Annotated in this window: 17 protein-coding genes; 6 read left to right on the forward strand and 11 right to left on the reverse strand. The window is 59.6% G+C overall.

Features of this window, described 5'->3' with window-relative positions:
• Positions 1–204: 204 nt before the first annotated feature.
• A complete protein-coding gene (locus KGA85_RS08250) occupies positions 205–987 on the reverse strand; it encodes a PhzF family phenazine biosynthesis protein (RefSeq protein WP_223459686.1) in 783 nt (260 codons plus the stop codon).
• A gap of 106 nt (positions 988–1,093) precedes the next feature.
• The gene (ybaK, locus tag KGA85_RS08255) at positions 1,094–1,564 is read right to left on the reverse strand and encodes a Cys-tRNA(Pro) deacylase (RefSeq protein WP_007971306.1); all 471 of its coding nucleotides are present in this window, start codon (positions 1,562–1,564) and stop codon (positions 1,094–1,096) included.
• Between the two features lie 346 nt (positions 1,565–1,910).
• Here ybaK and KGA85_RS08260 point away from each other — a divergent pair, with 346 nt between their 5' ends.
• The 4 genes from KGA85_RS08260 (at position 1,911) to glpD (ending at position 7,065) form a co-directional block, all read left to right on the forward strand.
• Complete coding sequence (locus KGA85_RS08260) at positions 1,911–2,762, forward strand: MIP/aquaporin family protein (RefSeq protein ID WP_223459811.1); 852 nt, start codon at positions 1,911–1,913, stop codon at positions 2,760–2,762.
• Positions 2,763–2,836: 74 nt separating this feature from the next.
• Positions 2,837–4,342 carry a glycerol kinase GlpK gene (glpK, locus tag KGA85_RS08265; RefSeq protein WP_046042005.1) on the forward strand — a complete coding sequence of 502 codons (1,506 nt, stop codon included), beginning with the start codon at positions 2,837–2,839 and terminating at the stop codon, positions 4,340–4,342.
• A gap of 95 nt (positions 4,343–4,437) precedes the next feature.
• The gene (locus tag KGA85_RS08270) at positions 4,438–5,193 is read left to right on the forward strand and encodes a DeoR/GlpR family transcriptional regulator (protein WP_046042004.1); all 756 of its coding nucleotides are present in this window, start codon (positions 4,438–4,440) and stop codon (positions 5,191–5,193) included.
• A 333-nt stretch (positions 5,194–5,526) separates the two neighbouring features.
• Positions 5,527–7,065: a glycerol-3-phosphate dehydrogenase gene (gene glpD / locus KGA85_RS08275; protein WP_223543050.1), complete on the forward strand. Its 1,539-nt coding sequence runs from the start codon at positions 5,527–5,529 to the stop codon at positions 7,063–7,065.
• A gap of 67 nt (positions 7,066–7,132) precedes the next feature.
• On the opposite strand, the gene KGA85_RS08280 is transcribed toward glpD, so the two are convergent.
• The 3 genes from KGA85_RS08280 to KGA85_RS08290 all read right to left on the reverse strand — a co-directional run bounded on the left by KGA85_RS08280 (position 7,133) and on the right by KGA85_RS08290 (position 10,827).
• Positions 7,133–8,239: an NADH:flavin oxidoreductase/NADH oxidase gene (locus KGA85_RS08280; RefSeq protein WP_223543051.1), complete on the reverse strand. Its 1,107-nt coding sequence runs from the start codon at positions 8,237–8,239 to the stop codon at positions 7,133–7,135.
• Between the two features lie 269 nt (positions 8,240–8,508).
• A complete protein-coding gene (recJ, locus tag KGA85_RS08285) occupies positions 8,509–10,218 on the reverse strand; it encodes a single-stranded-DNA-specific exonuclease RecJ (protein WP_223459694.1) in 1,710 nt (569 codons plus the stop codon).
• 66 nt (positions 10,219–10,284) lie between these two features.
• The gene (locus KGA85_RS08290) at positions 10,285–10,827 is read right to left on the reverse strand and encodes a YaeQ family protein (protein WP_007971297.1); all 543 of its coding nucleotides are present in this window, start codon (positions 10,825–10,827) and stop codon (positions 10,285–10,287) included.
• Positions 10,828–10,974: 147 nt separating this feature from the next.
• Here KGA85_RS08290 and KGA85_RS08295 point away from each other — a divergent pair, with 147 nt between their 5' ends.
• Positions 10,975–12,174 carry a CaiB/BaiF CoA transferase family protein gene (locus tag KGA85_RS08295; protein WP_150759557.1) on the forward strand — a complete coding sequence of 400 codons (1,200 nt, stop codon included), beginning with the start codon at positions 10,975–10,977 and terminating at the stop codon, positions 12,172–12,174.
• Complete coding sequence (locus KGA85_RS08300; protein ID WP_223459696.1) at positions 12,128–13,096, forward strand: TIGR02285 family protein; 969 nt, start codon at positions 12,128–12,130, stop codon at positions 13,094–13,096. The genes KGA85_RS08295 and KGA85_RS08300 overlap by 47 nt, the downstream gene beginning before the upstream one ends.
• A 169-nt stretch (positions 13,097–13,265) precedes the next feature.
• Here KGA85_RS08300 and KGA85_RS08305 read toward each other — a convergent pair whose 3' ends face one another.
• The 6 genes from KGA85_RS08305 to xerD form a co-directional block, all read right to left on the reverse strand.
• Positions 13,266–13,553 carry a DUF3509 domain-containing protein gene (locus KGA85_RS08305; protein WP_223459698.1) on the reverse strand — a complete coding sequence of 96 codons (288 nt, stop codon included), beginning with the start codon at positions 13,551–13,553 and terminating at the stop codon, positions 13,266–13,268.
• A gap of 161 nt (positions 13,554–13,714) precedes the next feature.
• Positions 13,715–15,070, reverse strand: coding sequence for a transporter substrate-binding domain-containing protein (locus tag KGA85_RS08310; protein WP_223459700.1), 1,356 nt, complete (start codon positions 15,068–15,070; stop codon positions 13,715–13,717).
• A gap of 119 nt (positions 15,071–15,189) precedes the next feature.
• Entirely contained in the window at positions 15,190–16,599 is a 1,410-nt protein-coding gene (thrC, locus tag KGA85_RS08315; RefSeq protein WP_075945553.1) for a threonine synthase, read from the reverse strand.
• 150 nt (positions 16,600–16,749) lie between these two features.
• Positions 16,750–18,054: a homoserine dehydrogenase gene (locus KGA85_RS08320; RefSeq protein ID WP_223459704.1), complete on the reverse strand. Its 1,305-nt coding sequence runs from the start codon at positions 18,052–18,054 to the stop codon at positions 16,750–16,752.
• Positions 18,055–18,188: 134 nt separating this feature from the next.
• Positions 18,189–18,920: a bifunctional protein-disulfide isomerase/oxidoreductase DsbC gene (gene dsbC / locus KGA85_RS08325; RefSeq protein ID WP_223543052.1), complete on the reverse strand. Its 732-nt coding sequence runs from the start codon at positions 18,918–18,920 to the stop codon at positions 18,189–18,191.
• 255 nt (positions 18,921–19,175) lie between these two features.
• On the reverse strand, positions 19,176–20,072 hold the full coding sequence (gene xerD, locus KGA85_RS08330; protein WP_223459705.1) for a site-specific tyrosine recombinase XerD: 897 nt from the start codon (positions 20,070–20,072) through the stop codon (positions 19,176–19,178).
• Between the last annotated feature and the right edge of the window lie 89 nt (positions 20,073–20,161).

The raw sequence follows: 20,161 nt of genomic DNA on the forward strand, positions 1-20,161 counted from the left end.
TCGGCGCTTGGGTGAAAGGAGGAGGGGCGAAATCTCCCACGGATCTGTACTGCGCTAACAGTCAGAATCGAGCCTTGTCCCTCCTCCTCCCTTCAAGTCCTAGCATACAAGCGAGCTTGCTCGCGATAGCGATGGATCAGTCAACACCTCTGTTGAATGTGATACCGCTATCGCGAGCAGGCTCGCTCCTACAGTGGTTTTGGATCAGCCCAACATCAGCGTTCCACTCGCCACGAGCGTCGCATTCCCGCCGATCTTCACTCGATCGCCTTCCAGTCGACAGAACAATTCCCCACCCCGCGCCGAACGCTGAAAAGCCGTCAGGCTCGACTTGCCCAAACGCTTTGACCAGTACGGAATCAGAAGGCAATGGGTCGATCCGGTCACAGGGTCTTCATTGATGCCGATTGCCGGGGCGAAGTAGCGGGAAACGAAATCGTGCTGCTCGCCCCGCGCCGTCACGATGGCGCCCAACCATGGCAGTTTCGCCAGGGCCACCATGTCCGGCTTGCAGTCGAGCACGGCTTGCTCCGACTCCAGCACCACGAACAGCTCATTCGAAGCCAGTACCTCGACAGCCTTCACGCCCAGTGCACGCTCGATGTCCGGGATCACGTTCACCGGCGACGCAGTGATCGCCGGGAAGTCCAGCCACAGGCCTCCGCCCTCCCGCGTCACGCTCAACGGGCCGGACTTGCAGGTGAAGTCCAGTCTCTCGACAGGCTCTTTATAGATCTCGAACAGCACATAGGCGCTAGCCAGCGTCGCGTGACCGCACAATGGCACCTCGGTGGTCGGCGTAAACCAGCGTATGTGCCAGCCCTGCCCTTCACGCACGACAAACGCCGTTTCGGCGAGGTTGTGCTCGGCGGCAATCTTTTGCATCAACTCATCGGCGAGCCATGTATCGAGCCGATAGACCATCGCCGGATTACCGCTAAATGGCTGATTACTGAACGCGTCGACCTGATGAAACTCAAGCTGCATAACCTTCTCCCTTTGTCAGACCGCTGAGCATGTAGCGCCGGCCGAGCCAGCGCCAGTGACAGAGCAGGCTGATTTTCACCATACAGCGCTACGCTCACTTGGACGCTCACGCACGGCCGATATCGGCAAACTTCGCCTGGGTGTGTTCGGCCAGCACGGCCGGTGCCAGTTCGACTTCCAATCCACGTCGGCCCGCACTGACAAAAATGCTGGCGAAGGGCTGGGCCGAATTATCAATGAAGGTACGCAACCGCTTTTTCTGCCCCAGCGGACTGATCCCGCCCAACAGATAGCCAGTAGAGCGCTGCGCTGCCGCCGGGTCGGCCATTTCGACCTTTTTCACGCCCGCGGCGTGGGCCAGCCCTTTCAAGTCCAGGCTGCCGACAACCGGCACCACGGCCACCAGCAACTCGCCCTTTTCGCTGGCCGCCAGCAAAGTCTTGAACACCTGCGCTGGATCGAGCCCGAGTTTTTCCGCCGCTTCCAATCCGTAGGAGGCGGCCTTGGGATCATGTTCGTAACTGTGTACGCGATGTTCGGCCCGAACCTTTTTCAACAAATCCAATGCGGGGGTCATGACAGCTCCAGACTGGGCGGCAGAAGAAAAATACTGCGCCCGATTCTAGGACATTGATCGTTAAAAGGCTCTACGGCGGCGCATCCATAACGCCATTGCCTGGCCATCCCATTGCGCAATGACTCATTCATTCATGCAACGAATAGTTTTTTTGTGACCGATGGTTCACTTTCGACCTTTGACAGCAGCGTTTCTTGTCTATATTTTTTCGTTTCTGAAACTGTACGAAACGTCCTACCGCTGCACCCAGCAGTAAACCGCGACCAGGATGGGGATCCTGCCTCGGCGAAAACCGCGCTCCGACCATGATGGAAAAAGCGCCAGACAACAAAAAAATGAGGTTTCAATGACAACTGCTTTACAACAACCGTCGCTCTCGAGCCAATGCATGGCCGAGTTTCTGGGTACAGCGCTGCTGATCTTTTTTGGTACAGGTTGTGTTGCCGCGCTCAAGGTCGCGGGTGCCAGTTTTGGCTTGTGGGAAATCAGCGTTATCTGGGGCGTCGGCGTCAGCATGGCGATCTACCTTACCGCCGGGGTTTCCGGGGCTCATCTGAACCCTGCCGTCAGTATTGCCCTGAGCATTTTCGCGGACTTCGAAAAGCGTAAATTGCCTTTCTACGTACTCGCCCAAGTGGCGGGGGCCTTCTGTGGAGCGCTGTTGGTCTACACGCTCTACAGCAATCTATTCTTCGAATTCGAACAAACGCACCACATGGTTCGCGGCACTCAAGCCAGCCTTGAGTTGGCCTCCGTGTTCTCCACCTTCCCGAATCCTGTGCTGACCACCGCCCAGGCATTTCTGGTCGAGGTGATCATTACAGCCATCCTGATGGGCGTGATCATGTCCCTGACCGATGACAACAATGGCCTGCCCAAAGGCCCGCTGGCACCGCTGCTGATCGGCCTGCTGATTGCTGTGATCGGCAGTTCGATGGGGCCGCTGACCGGTTTTGCCATGAACCCTGCGCGGGACTTCGGCCCTAAACTGATGACTTTCTTCGCTGGCTGGGGTGAAATTTCCTTCACCGGCGGACGCGATATTCCGTATTTCCTGATTCCTGTTTTTGCACCGATTGTCGGTGCCTGCCTCGGTGCTGCAGCCTATCGTGGGTTGATTGCCCGCCATCTGCCCAGCGCCGTACCTGCTACAAAGGATGTAACAGCTGCCATTGACGGCAAACCCAGAACTTCTTGATACCGTTGGCGCGTGCCCCTGCCCTTTGATCGCGCGCCAGACCTCACCCCCTTATTTCGTCCAAGGCAATCGACATGACCGACACACAGAATAAGAACTACATCATTGCCCTCGATCAGGGTACGACCAGCTCCCGCGCGATCATTTTCGACCGCGACGCGAACGTGGTCTGCACCGCCCAACGGGAGTTTGCCCAGCATTACCCGCAAGCCGGCTGGGTTGAACATGACCCAATGGAAATTTTTGCCACCCAAAGCGCCGTGATGGTCGAGGCCCTGGCACAAGCCGGCCTGCACCACGACCAAGTGGCGGCCATCGGTATCACCAACCAGCGCGAAACCACCGTTGTCTGGGACAAGAACACCGGCCGCCCGATCTACAACGCGATCGTCTGGCAGTGCCGACGCAGCACCGAGATCTGCCAGCAACTCAAGCGCGATGGCCACGAGCAATACATCAGCGACACCACCGGCCTGGTCACCGACCCGTACTTCTCGGGCACCAAGCTCAAGTGGATCCTCGACAACGTCGAAGGCAGCCGCGAGCGCGCGCGCAACGGCGAACTGTTGTTCGGCACCGTCGACAGCTGGCTGATCTGGAAATTTACCGGCGGCAAGGTGCATGTCACCGACTACACCAACGCTTCGCGCACCATGCTCTTCAACATCCACACCCTGGAGTGGGACGCGAAGATGCTGGAGGTGCTGGATATTCCGCGCGAAATGCTTCCGGAAGTTAAATCGTCCTCGGAAATTTATGGCCGTACCAAAAGCGGCATCGCCATCGGCGGCATTGCCGGTGACCAGCAAGCCGCCCTGTTCGGCCAGATGTGCGTCGAGCCAGGCCAGGCGAAAAACACCTACGGCACTGGCTGCTTCCTGTTGATGAACACCGGCGACAAAGCCGTGAAATCCCAACACGGCATGCTCACCACCATCGCTTGCGGCCCACGTGGCGAAGTGGCCTACGCCCTGGAAGGCGCGGTGTTCAACGGTGGTTCTACCGTGCAGTGGCTGCGTGACGAACTGAAGATCATCAACGACGCCCACGACACCGAATACTTCGCCAACAAGGTCAAGGACAGCAACGGCGTGTACCTGGTGCCGGCCTTCACCGGTCTTGGCGCTCCCTACTGGGACCCGTACGCCCGTGGCGCATTGTTCGGCCTGACCCGCGGCGTACGCGTGGATCACATTATCCGTGCCGCACTGGAATCGATTGCCTACCAGACCCGCGACGTGCTCGACGCCATGCAACAGGACTCCGGCGAACGCCTCAAGGCCCTGCGTGTGGATGGCGGCGCGGTGGCCAACAACTTCCTCATGCAGTTCCAGGCCGACATCCTCGGCACGCAGGTCGAGCGCCCGCAAATGCGCGAAACCACGGCACTGGGTGCGGCTTACCTGGCAGGCCTGGCCTGTGGTTTCTGGGGCAGCCTGGAAGAGTTGCGCGGCAAGGCAGTGATCGAGCGCAAGTTCGAGCCGACGCTGGATGAAACGGCGAAGGAAAAACTCTACGCAGGGTGGAAAAAAGCGGTCAGCCGCACCCGTAATTGGGCGGCTGAAGACGAAGCTGAATAAGCGAACTCCAGTCCCCATATCTGTATGTAACTGGTCGGGAGCAGATTCCTGCGGCATCATGGGCAAATTTTGCACGGCAGCCCAAAGGACGCCCCATGAATCTGCCTCCCCGTCAGCAGCAAATCCTCGAACTGGTCCGCGAACGCGGCTATGTCAGCATCGAGGAAATGGCCACGCTGTTCGTAGTTACCCCGCAGACCATTCGCCGCGACATCAATCAGCTCGCGGAAGCCAATTTGTTGCGTCGCTACCACGGCGGCGCGGCTTACGACTCCAGCGTTGAAAACACCGCCTACGCCATGCGTGCCGATCAGATGCGCGATGAGAAACAGCGTATCGGCGAAGCCATTGCCGCGCAGATTCCCGACCATGCCTCGTTGTTCATCAACATCGGCACGACCACCGAATCCATTGCCCGGGCACTGCTCAATCACAACCATCTGAAGATCATCACCAACAACCTGCACGTCGCCTCCATGCTCAGCGCCAAGGACGATTTCGATGTCCTGCTGACCGGCGGTAATGTGCGGCGCGATGGTGGCGTGGTGGGTCAGGCCAGTGTCGACTTCATCAACCAGTTCAAGGTCGATTTCGCGCTGGTCGGCATCAGCGGCATCGATGAAGACGGCAGCCTGCTGGACTTCGACTATCAGGAAGTACGGGTATCCCAGGCGATCATCGCCAATGCCCGACAAGTGATCCTCGCGGCCGACTCCAGCAAGTTCGGGCGCAACGCCATGATTCGCCTGGGGCCGATCAGCCTGGTCGATTGCCTGGTCACCGATCAGCAACCTTCCCCGGCGCTGGCGCAGTTGTTGAACCAGCATAAGGTTCGGCTGGAAGTCGTTTAACCTCTCGAAAGCGACGCTCCCCTGTGGCGAGGGAGCTTGCTCCCGTTCGACGGCGAAGCCGTCGCAAACCCGACTGGCTCAATACAACTGACTGAACCTGGTTGACGGGTTTCAGGGCTGCTTCGCAGCCCAGCGGGAGCAAGCTCCCTCGCCACAAAAAGCACTCCCGACATACATTCAAATGTTCGTATATTTTCCTTTAACGCCCCTTCGATGAGTATTTTCAATCGAAGCTGACTGGCTGTGCGCGTCTTTATGGGCTAGTATTTTCGCAAATGAACATTAATGTTCGAATTCAAATACAGAACATCAAAGAATTCCGAGGCCGCGCCGATGCCCACTTCCACCTTGCCTACGCCCCCTCTCGCCGAGGTTTACGATATCGCCGTCATCGGTGGCGGGATCAATGGCGTGGGGATCGCAGCGGATGCCGCCGGTCGCGGTCTCTCGGTGTTCCTTTGTGAAAAGGATGACCTGGCCAGCCATACCTCGTCGGCCAGCAGCAAGCTGATACACGGTGGCCTGCGCTACCTCGAACATTACGAATTCCGCCTGGTGCGTGAAGCCCTGGCCGAACGCGAAGTGCTGTTGACCAAGGCTCCACACATCGTCAAGCAAATGCGTTTCGTGTTGCCACACCGCCCGCACCTGCGCCCGGCGTGGATGATCCGCGCCGGTCTGTTCCTCTATGACAACCTGGGCAAGCGTGAACAACTGCAAGGTTCGAAAAGCCTGAAGTTCGGCCCCGACAGCGCGCTCAAAAGCGAGATCACCAAGGGTTTCGAATACTCCGATTGCTGGGTCGACGATGCGCGCCTGGTGGTGTTGAACGCCATGGCCGCCCGGGAAAACGGCGCCCACGTTCACACCCAGACCCGCTGCGTCAGCGCGCGTCGCACCAAGGGCCTGTGGCACCTGCACCTGGAACGCGCCGACGGCAGCCTGTTTTCGATCCGCGCCAAGGCATTGGTCAATGCGGCCGGGCCATGGGTCGCCAAGTTCATTCGCGATGACTTGAAGATGGAATCGCCATACGGCATCCGCCTGATCCAGGGCAGCCACCTGATCGTGCCGAAACTGTACGAAGGCGAACACGCGCACATCCTGCAAAATGAAGATCAGCGCATCGTGTTCACCATTCCGTACCTGAATCACTTCACCCTGATCGGCACCACCGACCGCGAGTACACCGGCGATCCGGCAGCCGTTGCGATCACCGACGGCGAAACCGATTACCTGTTGAACGTGGTCAACGCCCATTTCAAAAAGCAAATCAGCCGCGACGACATCCTGCACAGCTATTCCGGTGTGCGCCCGCTGTGCAACGACGAATCCGATAACCCGTCGGCCGTGACCCGCGATTACACCCTGGCGCTGTCTGGCACTGGCGAAGAGGCTCCGTTGCTGTCGGTGTTCGGCGGCAAGCTCACCACCTATCGCAAACTGGCCGAGTCGGCGCTGGCGCAACTGGCACCGTACTTCAAGCACATCAAGCCAAGCTGGACCGCCAGCGCCACGCTGCCGGGCGGTGAAGACATGACCACCCCGCAAGCCTTGAGCTCGCGTATCCGCGACAAATTCGACTGGGTACCGAGCGAGATCGCTCGCCGCTGGGCCACCACCTACGGCAGCCGTACCTGGCGCATGCTCGAAGGCGTACAGGACCTCAGCGATCTGGGCGAGCACATCGGTGGCGGTCTCTACACCCGCGAAGTCGACTATCTGTGCAGTGAAGAATGGGCAACCAGCGCCCACGACATCCTCTGGCGTCGCAGCAAGCTCGGTTTGTTCACGACGATAGCCGAGCAGGAAAAGCTCAAGGGCTACCTGAACCAGGTCGAGCAGAACCGCAGCAAGATCGAAGCCGCCTGATCGGTCAGCCGCATAAACAAAAGCCCCTGAATCTCACGATTCAGGGGCTTTTGTTTATCGATGGATTTCAGTCGCGCAAATCCGATTCATGAATCGGCTGCTCACGGTGAGTCGCCCGCTGATATTGCGCCGGCCATACGGCCTTGTGCCCACCCAGATCGTCATCTGCATGCAGCGCCCAATACGGATCGCGCAACAACTCACGGGCCAGGAAGATGATGTCCGCCTGACAGGTGCGCAGGATGTGCTCGGCCTGGGCCGGCTCGGTGATCATGCCAACGGTGCCGGTGGCCATGCCCGACTCCTTGCGCACACGTTCGGCGAAGCGGGTCTGGTAACCGGGCCCTGTGGGAATCTCCGCATTCACCGCCGTCCCGCCTGACGAGACGTCGATCAGGTCCACCCCCAGGTCTTTCAGGCGGCGCGCCAACTCCACGGTTTCATCGGGGTTCCAGCCGTCTTCCACCCAGTCGGTGGCCGAGACCCGGACAAACACCGGCAACTCTTCAGGCCACACCGCACGCACCGCTTCGGTGACCTGCAGCACCAGCCGAATGCGATTTTCGAACGAACCGCCATATTGATCGCGACGCTGATTGCTCAACGGCGACAGGAACTGATGCAGCAGGTAACCATGGGCCGCGTGCACTTCGACCACCTTGAAACCGGCCGTCAGTGAGCGCTTTGCCGCATCGACAAAGGCCTGGATCACCTTGGTGATCTCGCCGTCATCGAGTTGCCTGGGTTGGGTGTGCTGTGGATCGAATGCAATCGGTGAAGGTCCGACCGGCACCCAGCCGCCCTCATCGGGTTTGACGCTGCCATGCTTGCCGAGCCACGGCCGGTAAGTGCTGGCCTTGCGCCCGGCATGGGCCAGCTGAATGCCGGCAACGGCGCCCTGGGCGGTGATAAAGCGGGTGATGCGTTGCAGGGGTTCGATCTGTTCGTCATTCCACAGACCGAGGTCCTCGGCCGTGATACGCCCGTCGGCGGTGACCGCCGTGGCTTCGGTAAACACCAACCCGGCCCCGCCGACAGCGCGGCTGCCGAGGTGGACCAGGTGCCAGTCATTGGCCAGGCCATCGGCGCTGGAGTACTGGCACATCGGCGATACCGCGATGCGGTTGGGCAGGGTCAATTGGCGAAGGGTAAAGGGTTCAAGCAGCAGACTCATGGGGCACCTCTCGAATCAGTGGGCAGGCTCCAGGTTCTGTTTGAATAGTCGACGAGTGACAGGAAAAAGGTACAACACCCGCCCCCGCGGGCAAAAAATTCGACAAGACGTCACAAGGCCAAAATCAAGCAGTGCTTAGAGCCTAGTCGACAACCGGGGATGAGGGAGGGTTCAGAGAGATTCGGTGTCAGGCAAATCGCCTTCGCTGGCAAGCCAGCTCCTACAGGGTTCATGCAAAACCTGTGGGAGCGAGCCTGCTCGCGAAGGGGTCAACGCGGTTCGATGTGGGCAATCATCAGTTGAACCGTCTCGTTGCCACGAAACTCGTTGAGGTCGAGCTTGTAGGCCAGTTCCACCCATTTGATGGTCGGATTCGGCCAGATGTCGCGGTCGATCCCGAAGGCAATGCCGTCGAGCTTCACCGAACCACACTCGCTTTTCAGCACGACTTTAAGGTGGCGCTCGCCAACGACGCGCTGCTCGACCAACTGGAACACCCCATGAAACAAGGGTTCCGGGAAGTGTTGCCCCCAAGGACCGGCATGCCGCAGGGCACGGGCCAGCTCCAGGTGGAACTCCTCCACCGCCAGGGTGCCGTCCGACAACAGGCGGCCAGTCAGGTCCTCTTCGCGCAGTTGCCGGCGCACTTCAGCGTCGAAGGCTTCGGCGAACAAGGGGAAATTCGCTTCCGGCAGCGTCAGGCCGGCCGCCATCGCGTGGCCACCGTATTTGGTGATCAGATTCGGATGCTGCGCCGCCACCACACTCAAGGCGTCGCGGATGTGAAAGCCCTGGACCGAACGCCCCGAGCCCTTGAGCAGGCCATCTCCGGCATCGGCAAAGGCGATGGTCGGGCGGAAATAGCGCTCTTTCATCCGTGACGCGAGGATACCGATGACGCCTTGATGCCACTCGGGATCGAACAGGCACAAGCCGAACGGCATCGACTCCACCGGCAGATCCTTGAGTTGCGCCAGCGCTTCGCGCTGCATGCCCTGCTCGATGGATTTGCGATCCTGGTTCATGCCGTCCAATTGAGCAGCCATTTCACGGGCCAGACCTGCGTCTTCGGTCAGCAGGCATTCGATGCCCAGGCTCATGTCGTCCAGGCGCCCTGCAGCGTTCAGGCGCGGGCCGACGATGAAGCCAAGATCGGTAGAGGTGATGCGCGCATGATCGCGCTTGGCCACTTCGAGGATCGCCTTGATCCCCGGCCGGGCACGTCCGGCGCGAATCCGTTCCAGGCCCTGGTGCACCAGAATCCGGTTGTTGGCATCCAGCGGCACCACGTCGGCCACGCTGCCCAGAGCCACCAGATCGAGCAGTTCGCCGATATTCGGCTGCGGCTTGCTTGAGTACCAGCCCAGCTCGCGCAACCGCGCACGCAGGGCCATCAGCACATAGAAAATCACCCCGACACCGGCCAGCGCCTTGCTCGGAAACTCGCAACCGGGCTGGTTCGGATTGACGATGGCATCGGCCAGCGGCAGCTCGTCACCGGGCAAGTGGTGGTCGGTGACGAGCACCTTGAGCCCGGCCTTTTTCGCCGCTGCCACGCCTTCGACGCTGGAGATGCCGTTGTCGACGGTGATCAGCAAATGCGGTTGACGCTCGAGCGCCACCGCGACGATTTCCGGAGTCAGGCCGTAGCCATAGTCGAATCGGTTGGGCACCAGGTAATCGACATGTGCCGCCCCCAACAGACGCAGACCCAGCGTGCCCACGGTGCTGGCCGTCGCGCCGTCGGCATCGAAGTCGCCGACGATCAGAATGCGCTGGCGCTGTTCGAGCGCAGTCACCAGCAGATCCACGGCGGCATCGATGCCCTTGAGTTGCTGGAACGGAATCAACCGCGCCAGGCTCTTGTCCAGTTCCGCCTCGGACTGCACGCCCCGCGCCGCGTACAGGCGGGTCAACAGCGGCGGAATATCACCGAGGAATGGCAGGGTGTCGGGCAGCAGGCGAGGTTCGATGCGCATGGGGTGAAAGATGCTTCTCTTCAATACATAGGATAAAACCGGGTGACGCGGTGCAGCAGCGAAAAATCAGCCGCGCTCACCGGCCAGCCACTGCAACTGGACTTCGTGCTGACCACGGTCGTCGGTGACGAAGATCGTGCCTTCGCTGATCATCACGTCCCACTTGATAACGCGGGGCATGTCCTTGGCCAGGGTTTCCAGGACTTCCTGAGGCACGGCAGCAATGTTGACGTTTTTCAGGTTTTTCACCGCCGGCACCACTTTGCCTTCCCACACGCGCAGGCTGCCATAGGCCAGCAGGCTGGTGCGTTCAGTGCGACGCGAGCACCAGGTCAGGCGCTCGGCATCCGGCTGGCCGACTTCGATCCAGTGCAGGACGCGGTCATCCAGGCTTTTTTCCCACAAGGCCGGCTCATCCACTTCTGACAGACCACGGCCAAAAGACAGCTGCTCGTTGTACCAGAGGGCGTAGGCCAGCAGGCGCACGGTCATACGCTCTTCGGTTTCCGAAGGGTGACGGGCGATGGTCTGCTTCACGCTCTCATAGACGCTGCGGTCGAGGTCGGTGAGGTTCAGTTCAAACTTGTAGGTCGTGGACGGCTGGGCCATGAACGGGCTTCTTGATACGAGGAAAGGCGGCAAGTCTAACCGATGCGACGGGCAATCCACGAATTGAACACAATCAAGCTGGAGCGTCGGACAGTCGGCTATGCTAAAACGCTCTATTCGCCCAACCTTTGCCCCACAGGATCCAGCATGCCGTTCACCGCCAAACCGCTTTCCGGTCTGAAAGTCATCGAATTGGGTACCTTGATTGCCGGCCCGTTTGCCTCGCGCATTTGCGCTGAATTCGGTGCCGACGTGATCAAGATCGAATCCCCGGACGGCGGTGATCCATTACGCAAATGGCGCAAATTGTATGAAGGCACTTCGTTGTGGTGGTTCGTCCAGGCCCGCAACAAAAAGTCCCTGACTCTCAATCTCAAGCACCCCGACGGTCAGGCGATCCTGAAACAGCTGCTGGGTGAAGCCGACATTCTGATCGAAAACTTTCGTCCCGGTGTCCTGGAAAAACTCGGCCTGGGCTGGGACGTCTTGCACGCCTTGAACCCGAAACTGGTGATGGTGCGGCTGTCGGGTTTCGGCCAGACCGGCCCGATGAAAGATCAGCCCGGCTTTGGCGCGGTCGGTGAATCCATGGGCGGCCTGCGCTACATCACCGGCTTCGAAGACCGGCCACCGGTGCGCACCGGCATTTCCATCGGCGACTCGATTGCCGCGCTCTGGGGCGTGATCGGCGCGTTGATGGCCCTGCGTCATCGTGAAGTCAACGGCGGCCAGGGGCAAGTGGTGGACGTAGCGCTGTACGAAGCCATCTTCGCGATGATGGAAAGCATGGTCCCGGAGTTCGACGTGTTCGGCTTCATCCGCGAACGCACGGGCAACATCATGCCGGGCATCACCCCGTCCTCGATCCACACCAGTGCCGATGGCAAGCACGTGCAGATCGGCGCCAATGGCGACGCGATTTTCAAACGCTTCATGCTGATCATTGGCCGGGAAGACCTGGCCAACGACCCTCTGCTTGCCAGCAACGATGGCCGCGATGCCCGACGCGACGAGATTTATGGCGTCATCGATCGCTGGGTCAACTCGTTGCCACTGGACACGGTGCTGGCACAGCTCAATCAGGCCGAGGTGCCGGCCAGCCGGATCTTCAGCGCCGAAGACATGTTCAATGACCCTCAGTACCTGGCGCGGGAAATGTTCCTGCAAGCCAAGCTGCCGGACGGCAAAGACTTCAAGATGCCGGGCATTGTGCCGAAACTCTCAGAGACACCCGGGGAATGTGAATGGGTCGGGCCACAACTGGGTGAGCACAACGCACAGGTACTCCAGGAACTTGGCTATGACGCGACACAGATCGCACAATTGCGCAAAGACGGAGCCATCTGAACGGAGGCGCCGGCCTGCATGGGCCATTAGTCACTGCCCGTCGCGCGGCGGGTGGCTACTGTGCGTGTTGGCGACCTTGTTCCTGCTCCTTGAACCGGTCCCGTCAGCCCTGGCGCAAACCAAGGAAACCCTGATCTGGCTCAAGCGCGACCTGCCGCCGCTGACGATCTTCGACGGGCCGAAAAAGGGCCAGGGCGTTATCGATCAACTGCTTCTGTTGTTGATTGCCGGCATGCCGCAATACCAGCACAGCGTGATGAGGGTCAATCGTGCCCGTGGATTGCAAATGCTCCACGAACCTTCCCTCGTCTGCGACGCGGCGCTGAACTGGAGCAAGGAACGGGAACAGTGGATTGCCTTTTCCATCCCGGTCTTCCGCGCCATGAGCAATGGCTTGGCCGTGCGGCGCGTTGACCAGAAAGTGCTGGCACCCTTTATCAAGGACGGCGAAGTGGACCTGGCAGAGCTGCTCGCCAGCGGCAGCGAAAAGCTGGGGATCATTGCCGAGCGCAATTACGGCGAATACCTCGACGGGCTGCTCAAGCAAGCGCCAGCCGACGCGCTGACCGCTCATTACGGCAACGACGCCTTGGGCAGCCTGCTGCAGATGCAGCGCTTGGGGCGCTTGCGCCTGCTGTTGGGCTATCGCCCGGAAATTCGCTACCAGGCCTCACTGCAAGGCATCGCCGAGGATGAATTGCAGTTCTATCCGATCCGTGGCACGGGCAAGTACCTGTCCGGTTACATCGGTTGCACCGACACGCCAAAGGGCCGGCAGGCCATTGTCGAGATCAACCAGGTGCTGCGCACCCTTCCCCGCGAACGCCTTGACGAGGCCTACGCTGCCTGGCTGGATCCGGAGAGTCGAAGCGATTACCTGAAAGACACCAAGGCGTTTTTCGACAACCTGGCGCAGCCCTGACAAATCCCGGGCAAAAGAAACCCCGAGAAGTGGGGAGACGACTCGGGGTAAAACGTGGCCTGCTTGGAGACCAGTAGCAGCAAGCTACAAGCACCGGAGCACAATGCTCGATCCTGCTGTTACAAGGTCTGACTGACCTGGGCGCGGGAAGGTTCCCACAAACATCCGTTCAATTGCGGCTGGCCAGAAGCTTGTCCTGCGCCGCATTACGCAATGCCGCGATGACACAAGGCTCAAGGCGTCCTTCAGCGATCAGCACGTCGCGATGCAAACCGTCGACCACATCCGTCAGCAAGCGTTTGTCTTTCAACTGGACCTGATTGAACTCGCGCTCGACCACCGTCGCACCGATAGCATTCTTCAGGGTCACCCGGCATTCGCCACGAATGCCTGACGGGGTCAGTGTGACCTGATACGGGCTCAGCGCCTCACCGAGCAACAAACTGATACTTTCCATCCCGATCACCACTCAATAGTCCGAAAACAACGTACCTGGGGCATGCCTACAACAGATGACCGCTGGCCCGAGAAGAAAGTTCTGGATACTGACAGCAGGCGAACCTGCAACCCAGTCAAGAGAGCATGCACGGCGAACATGACAGAGAAAAAACCCAACCATCACGTCTGTCGGGTACGCCGGGCGATGTCGGCCCAGCCCCCCAACAATCCTCGTAGCTGGCCATCGGCCGTATAAAACGGCACTGTCCACTGGTAGATATCCCTGACACCGTCCTTAAACATCAATTGACGCTCGAAGAAGCGCGTCCTGCGCGTACTCAATTGCGCCAGGAACTCGGCATGCAGCAGTTCCGCGGTTTGTCTGGGCATGACATCGACCTCGATCAACTGCCGCCCCTGCATCCTGTCAAAGCGCGTCGACAAGGCGTCCTCATAACTTTTGTTGCACATGATCAAGCGCCCCTGCAGATCACGGACAAACATCGGGTCAGGCATGGCATCCATCAGGGCATGCTGGAATGCGAGCTGATCGCGCAGACTGCTTTGGGCCTCGACCCGTTGCCTGACCACCACCGCCAACCGCCGATTCCAGAGCAGGGACAACAGACCGAACAGGCTGAGCACCAACACCCCCCAGCAAACCCACTGGTCAATCCGCTGCCAGAGGCCAGTCGGCTGTGGCACGGTAGCGCCACCGAACCATTTCAGACGAAGGTCGCGCAACTCCTGCGCAGGAAACGCCTCAAGCGCCTTGTTGAGGATACTCAGCAACTGCGGCTGACCTTTGCGCAATGTCAGATAATCCGCATCCCATTTGCCCGGCACCACAGCCCCGATCTGCAGCCGACCCGACGGAAAATGCTGGGCGCCGATTTCGTTTTCGATGGTGACGTAGGCTTCGTCACTTTCAACCCAGGCACGGGCTTCGGCGTAGGTTTTAACCGAACGCAATTCGATGGATGGATAATCTCGACGGATCACTGCTTCCAGTGCATGCCGGGTCGGCAGCACCAGTACCCGCTTCGCCAGATCCTCCAGCGACTGCACCGGCGGCGCCCCAGCCTGCCCGACAAAGACCCATCCGGCACCGCCGAACGCATGGCTGAAGTCGAGAAATACCTTTCGTTCGTCATTCATCGACAGGGTCGTACTCAAATCCGCCGCGCCGCTTTCCAGATGGGCCAGCATCTGATCGGTGGAAAAAGACTGTTCGTAAACGAACTGCAACCCTGTCATGTCGCTGATGCGCTTGAGCAGGTCACTGTTCAAGCCCGTCCATTGGCCATGTTCATCCTTGAACAGGTACAACGGGTATTCCAGTGCCGTGACCACGACCCGTGGATGGCCGGCCATCCATTGCAACTCCTGGTCATCCAGCACGACCATTGAACGTGCGACAGACTTCCCACGCTCCTGAGTCGATGCAGGGCTCGCCCCTCCCCATTGGGCAACACCCAGGATGCCGAGCAAAAACAGCCAGCGCACAACTGATTTGAACACACTTGTAAACAGCATTCCCACGTCCTTGGTGATTCACTCGCCTGTCCTTTCGCGGCGATAACACGACAAGTGTGCATGCAGAAATGAAAAAGCCCGTCAGGAGACGGGCTTCAAAATGTAACAGCGCTGACCGGTTACAGCGGCTTGCCGCGGTTACCATGCTGACTGACAAAGGCCTGCACGGCCTTCAGGTCATTTGGCAAAACGGTGCAACGTTCGTCTCGTTCAAACAAATCAGAAAGATGCACAGGCAGTTCGAGAGCTTTTCCTACACCGGCTTTTTCCACGGCGTCCGGGAATTTTACCGGGTGGGCGGTGCCCAGGATCACCATTGGAATGTCCAGGCTACGGCGGCATTCCCGCGCGGCTTTGACACCGATAGCGGTGTGCGGATCCAGCACTTCACCGGTCTGCTCGTAGACTTCGGCGATGGTTTCGCAGGTTTGCGCGTCATCCACGGCCAGCGAGTCGAACAACTTGCGGGCTTCGGTCCAGCGCTCCTGCTCGACGCTGAAACCGCCGCCCTGCTTGAACGAATCCATCAGCCCGGCGATTGCCGCGCCGTTGCGACCATGCAGGTCGAACAGCAGGCGTTCGAAGTTCGACGACACCATGATGTCCATGGACGGCGACAGCGTGGCGTGCAGGGTTTCCTTAACGTATTGGTTGCCGCTCATGAAGCGATGCAGGATGTCGTTGCGGTTGGTGGCGACGATCAACTGGTTGATCGGCAGGCCCATGTTGCGCGCCAGGTAACCGGCGAAGATGTCGCCGAAGTTGCCGGTCGGTACCGAGAACGACACCGAACGCGCCGGGCCACCCAACTGCAGGGCCGCGTGGAAGTAGTAGACGATCTGAGCCATGATCCGCGCCCAGTTGATCGAGTTCACCGCCACCAGGCGAGTGCCCTTGAGGAAACCCTGGTCGGCGAAGCTTGCCTTGACCATTTCCTGGCAGTCATCGAAGTTGCCTTCGATGGCGATGTTGTGGATGTTCTCACCGAAAATGGTGGTCATCTGCCGACGCTGCACTTCGGACACACGGTTGTGCGGATGCAGAATGAAGATGTCGACGTTTTCGCAGTGTTTGCAGCCTTCGATGGCGGCCGAGCCGGTGTCACCGGAGGTGGCACCGACGATCACCACGCGCTCGCCGCGCTTTTCCAGCACGTAGTCGAGCAAACGACCCAGCAATTGCAGGGCGAAGTCCTTGAACGCCAGGGTCGGCCCGTGGAACAACTCCAGCACCCATTCGTTGCCGTTCAGCTGACGCAGCGGCGCAACGGCGCTGTGGGCGAACACGCCGTAGGTTTCTTCAAGAATCTTTTTGAAATCGGCGTCCGGGATGCTGCCGGTAACGAACGGGCGCATAACGCGAAAAGCCAGCTCGTGATACGGCAGGCCGGCCCAGGAAGCGATTTCTTCCTGGGTGAAACGTGGCAGGTTTTCCGGGACGTACAGACCGCCGTCGGTGGCAAGGCCTGCCAGCAAGACGTCTTCGAAATTCAGGGCCGGTGCCTGGCCGCGGGTACTGATGTAGCGCATAGGGGCAAACCTTTGGTTTGGAGCTGCAAGCTTCAAGCTACAAGCTGCAAGTAAAAGCCGAATCGCTTTCGTCCTGCCACTGGCGTCATGAAGCCTGCCGCTGTGTTAATGCTTTTTCTTGCAGCTTGCAGCTAAAAGCTTGCCGCTGCTTCAGTTAAGGTGCTCGACACGGATCCGTACAACCGGACCGACCACACCCGCCAAGGCTTCCAAAGCAGCGATGGCATCGTTGATGTGCTGTTCCAGCACGCGGTGGGTCAGCAGGATCATCGGCACCAGGCCGTCGTGCTCCTCGGCTTCCTTCTGCATGATCGACTCGATGTTGATGCCGCGCTCCGAGAGGATGCTCGCGACCTGAGCCAATACGCCCGGATGGTCCTTGGCCTGAATACGCAGGTAGTAGGCGCTTTCACAGGCTTCGATCGGCAGGATCGGGTGAGCCGACAGCGAGTCCGGCTGGAACGCCAGGTGCGGCACGCGGTTTTCCGGGTCGGAAGTCATGGCGCGAACCACGTCCACCAAGTCGGCGATCACCGACGAAGCGGTCGGCTCCATGCCTGCGCCAGCGCCGTAGAACAGGGTCGAACCGGCAGCATCGCCGTTGACCATCACCGCGTTCATCACGCCGTTGACGTTGGCGATCAGGCGATCGGCCGGGATCAGCGTCGGGTGCACGCGCAGTTCGATACCGGCCGCGGTGCTGCGCGCCACGCCCAGGTGTTTGATGCGGTAACCCAGCGCTTCGGCGTAGTTCACGTCGGCGGTGGTCAACTTGGTGATGCCTTCGGTGTAAGCCTTGTCGAACTGCAACGGAATACCGAACGCGATGGACGCCAGGATCGTCAGCTTGTGAGCGGCGTCGATACCCTCAACGTCGAAGGTCGGATCGGCTTCGGCGTAACCCAGGGCCTGGGCTTCGGCCAATACGTCTTCGAAGGTGCGACCCTTCTCGCGCATTTCCGTCAGGATGAAGTTGCCGGTGCCATTGATGATGCCGGCTACCCAGTTGATGCGGTTGGCGGACAGGCCTTCGCGGATCGCCTTGATCACCGGGATGCCACCGGCCACCGCCGCTTCGAACGCAACGATCACGCCCTTCTCGCGGGCCTTGGCGAAAATTTCATTACCGTGAACGGCGATTAGCGCCTTGTTCGCGGTGACCACATGCTTGCCATTCTCGATGGCCTTGAGTACCAGCTCGAGGGCAACGGTGTAGCCGCCCATCAGCTCTATAACGATGTCGATCTCAGGGTTCGTGGCCACTTCGAAGACATCGTTGGTAATCGCAATACCGGTCGTTTGGAACTGAGGCTTTGGCGTGCGCATGGCAATTTGTGCCACTTCGATCCCACGCCCGGCACGACGAGCAATTTCCTCGGCGTTGCGCTGAAGTACGTTGAAGGTACCGCCACCGACGGTTCCTAACCCACAGATGCCTACTTTGACCGGTTTCACTGTGAACTCCCCATAAAACGGCCGACTCGAGGCCGGCCGTGAAAACAACCGCATACTCGCGGTTCTCTATTGATGACCCGGCGAATGTCGCTACCGGACCATGATCGTCAATGGCTGACCGTGACGATGCGAATTTACTTCGCGCCCAGCGCCAGTTTGGCGACTTGTGGCGCAGGCTGGTAGCCCGGAATGACCTGACCGTCGGCCAAAACGATGGCCGGTGTGCCGTTCACGCCGATCGACTGACCGAGTGCGAACTGTTTGGAAACCGGGTTATCGCACTTGGCGGCCTTGATTTCCTTGCCGTCGACCATTTTGTCCATGGCCGCTTTCTTGTCTTTCGAGCACCACACCGCTTGCAGCTGTTCGTCACCCTGTGAACCCAGGCCCTGGCGCGGGAACGCGACGTAACGCACTTCGATGCCGCGCTTGTTCAGCTCAGGCACTTCGGCGTGGAGTTTGTGGCAGTACGGGCAAGTGGTGTCGGTGAATACGGTGATGTGCGACTTGGTTTCGCCAATGGCCGGGTAGACAACGGTTTCGGCAACCGGGATGTCGTTGATCAGCTTGGAGATGCCCAGGCGCTCGGTCTTCTCGGTCAGGTTGACCGGCTTGCCGTCCTTGAGATCGAACAGGTAGCCCTGAACCACGTACTGGCCGTCGGCACTGGCGTACAGCACACGGCTGCCTTTGAGTTTGACTTCGTACAGGCCTGGCAACGGGCTGGCGGTGATGCTTTCCACCGGGACTTCGAGCTGGAGGTTTTCCAGGCTTTTACGAATGGCTTTGTCGGCCGCATCATCGGCGACGGCAAAAGTGCTGACCAACGCAATGGCTGCGGCGGCGAAAATCTGGGTCAGACGCATGAGAACTCCTGAAGGCGAACATATGGGACGATCAGAACGCCCGTGCCGAAACACCGGGTCATAACCGCCCATCGTGCAAACCGGCCCAGCCTATCACATAAGGTCCGCATGGCCGAATGCACCTGACACAAGACATTTGTGGCGACACAACCCCCCTGTGGGAGCGAGCCTGCTCGCGAATGCGGTGTATCAGGCGCCATTAATATTGGATATGCCGGCCTCTTCGCGAGCAGGCTCGCTCCCACAGGTTTTGCGTTAGCCTCTGGGATGGTGTTTGGCATGCAGATCCTGCAAGCGCGCCCGGGCAACATGGGTGTAGATCTGTGTCGTCGACAAATCGCTGTGCCCCAGCAGCATCTGCACCACCCGCAGGTCTGCGCCGTGGTTGAGCAGGTGCGTGGCGAAGGCATGGCGCAGCGTGTGTGGCGACAGCGACTTGCCGATGCCGGCCACCTTGGCCTGATGCTTGATCCGGTGCCAAAAGGTCTGGCGGGTCATCTGCTCGCCACGCTGACTGGGGAACAACACGTCGCTGGGACGTCCGCCAAGCAGTTCGCTGCGGGCATCACGCATGTAGCGCTCGACCCAGACAATCGCCTCCTCGCCCATCGGCACCAACCGCTCCTTGCTGCCCTTGCCCATCACTCGCAACACGCCTTGACGCAAATTGACTTGTTCCAGGGTGAGGCTGATCAGCTCGGTCACCCGCAAGCCACAGGCATACAGCACTTCAAGCATGGCCCGGTCGCGCTGACCGATGGCCTCGCTCAAGTCCGGCGCCTTCAGCAAGGCTTCCACATCCGCCTCAGACAAGGACTTTGGCAGCGGCCTGCCGAGTTGCGGCATATCAACCCGTAACGTTGGATCGACCGAGATCATCTTTTCCCGCAACAGATACCGATAGAAGCCACGCACACCCGAAAGAAATCGCGCAGTGGAACGAGGCTTGTAGTTTTGCTCCAGGCGCCAGGCCAGGTGGTCGAGTATCAACTCGCGCCCGGTATTGACCAGCTCTAGTCCTTTGTCCTGTAACCAGCCGTTGAACAGCGCCAGGTCACTGCGATAGGCACCGCGAGTGTTATCGGAAAGGCCTTTCTCCAGCCACAAGGCATCGAGGAATTGATCTATCAGCGGGTGATCGATGGCAGGCATGGGCACTCGAATCACGCAGCCTTGAGGCTGCGCGCAAAATTAAAATTGGACATGGAAACGGCCGCTAGTCTTTCATAGGCCGCCATTTC

This window comes from Pseudomonas sp. GL-B-12, assembly GCF_019955895.1.
Classification (GTDB): domain Bacteria; phylum Pseudomonadota; class Gammaproteobacteria; order Pseudomonadales; family Pseudomonadaceae; genus Aquipseudomonas.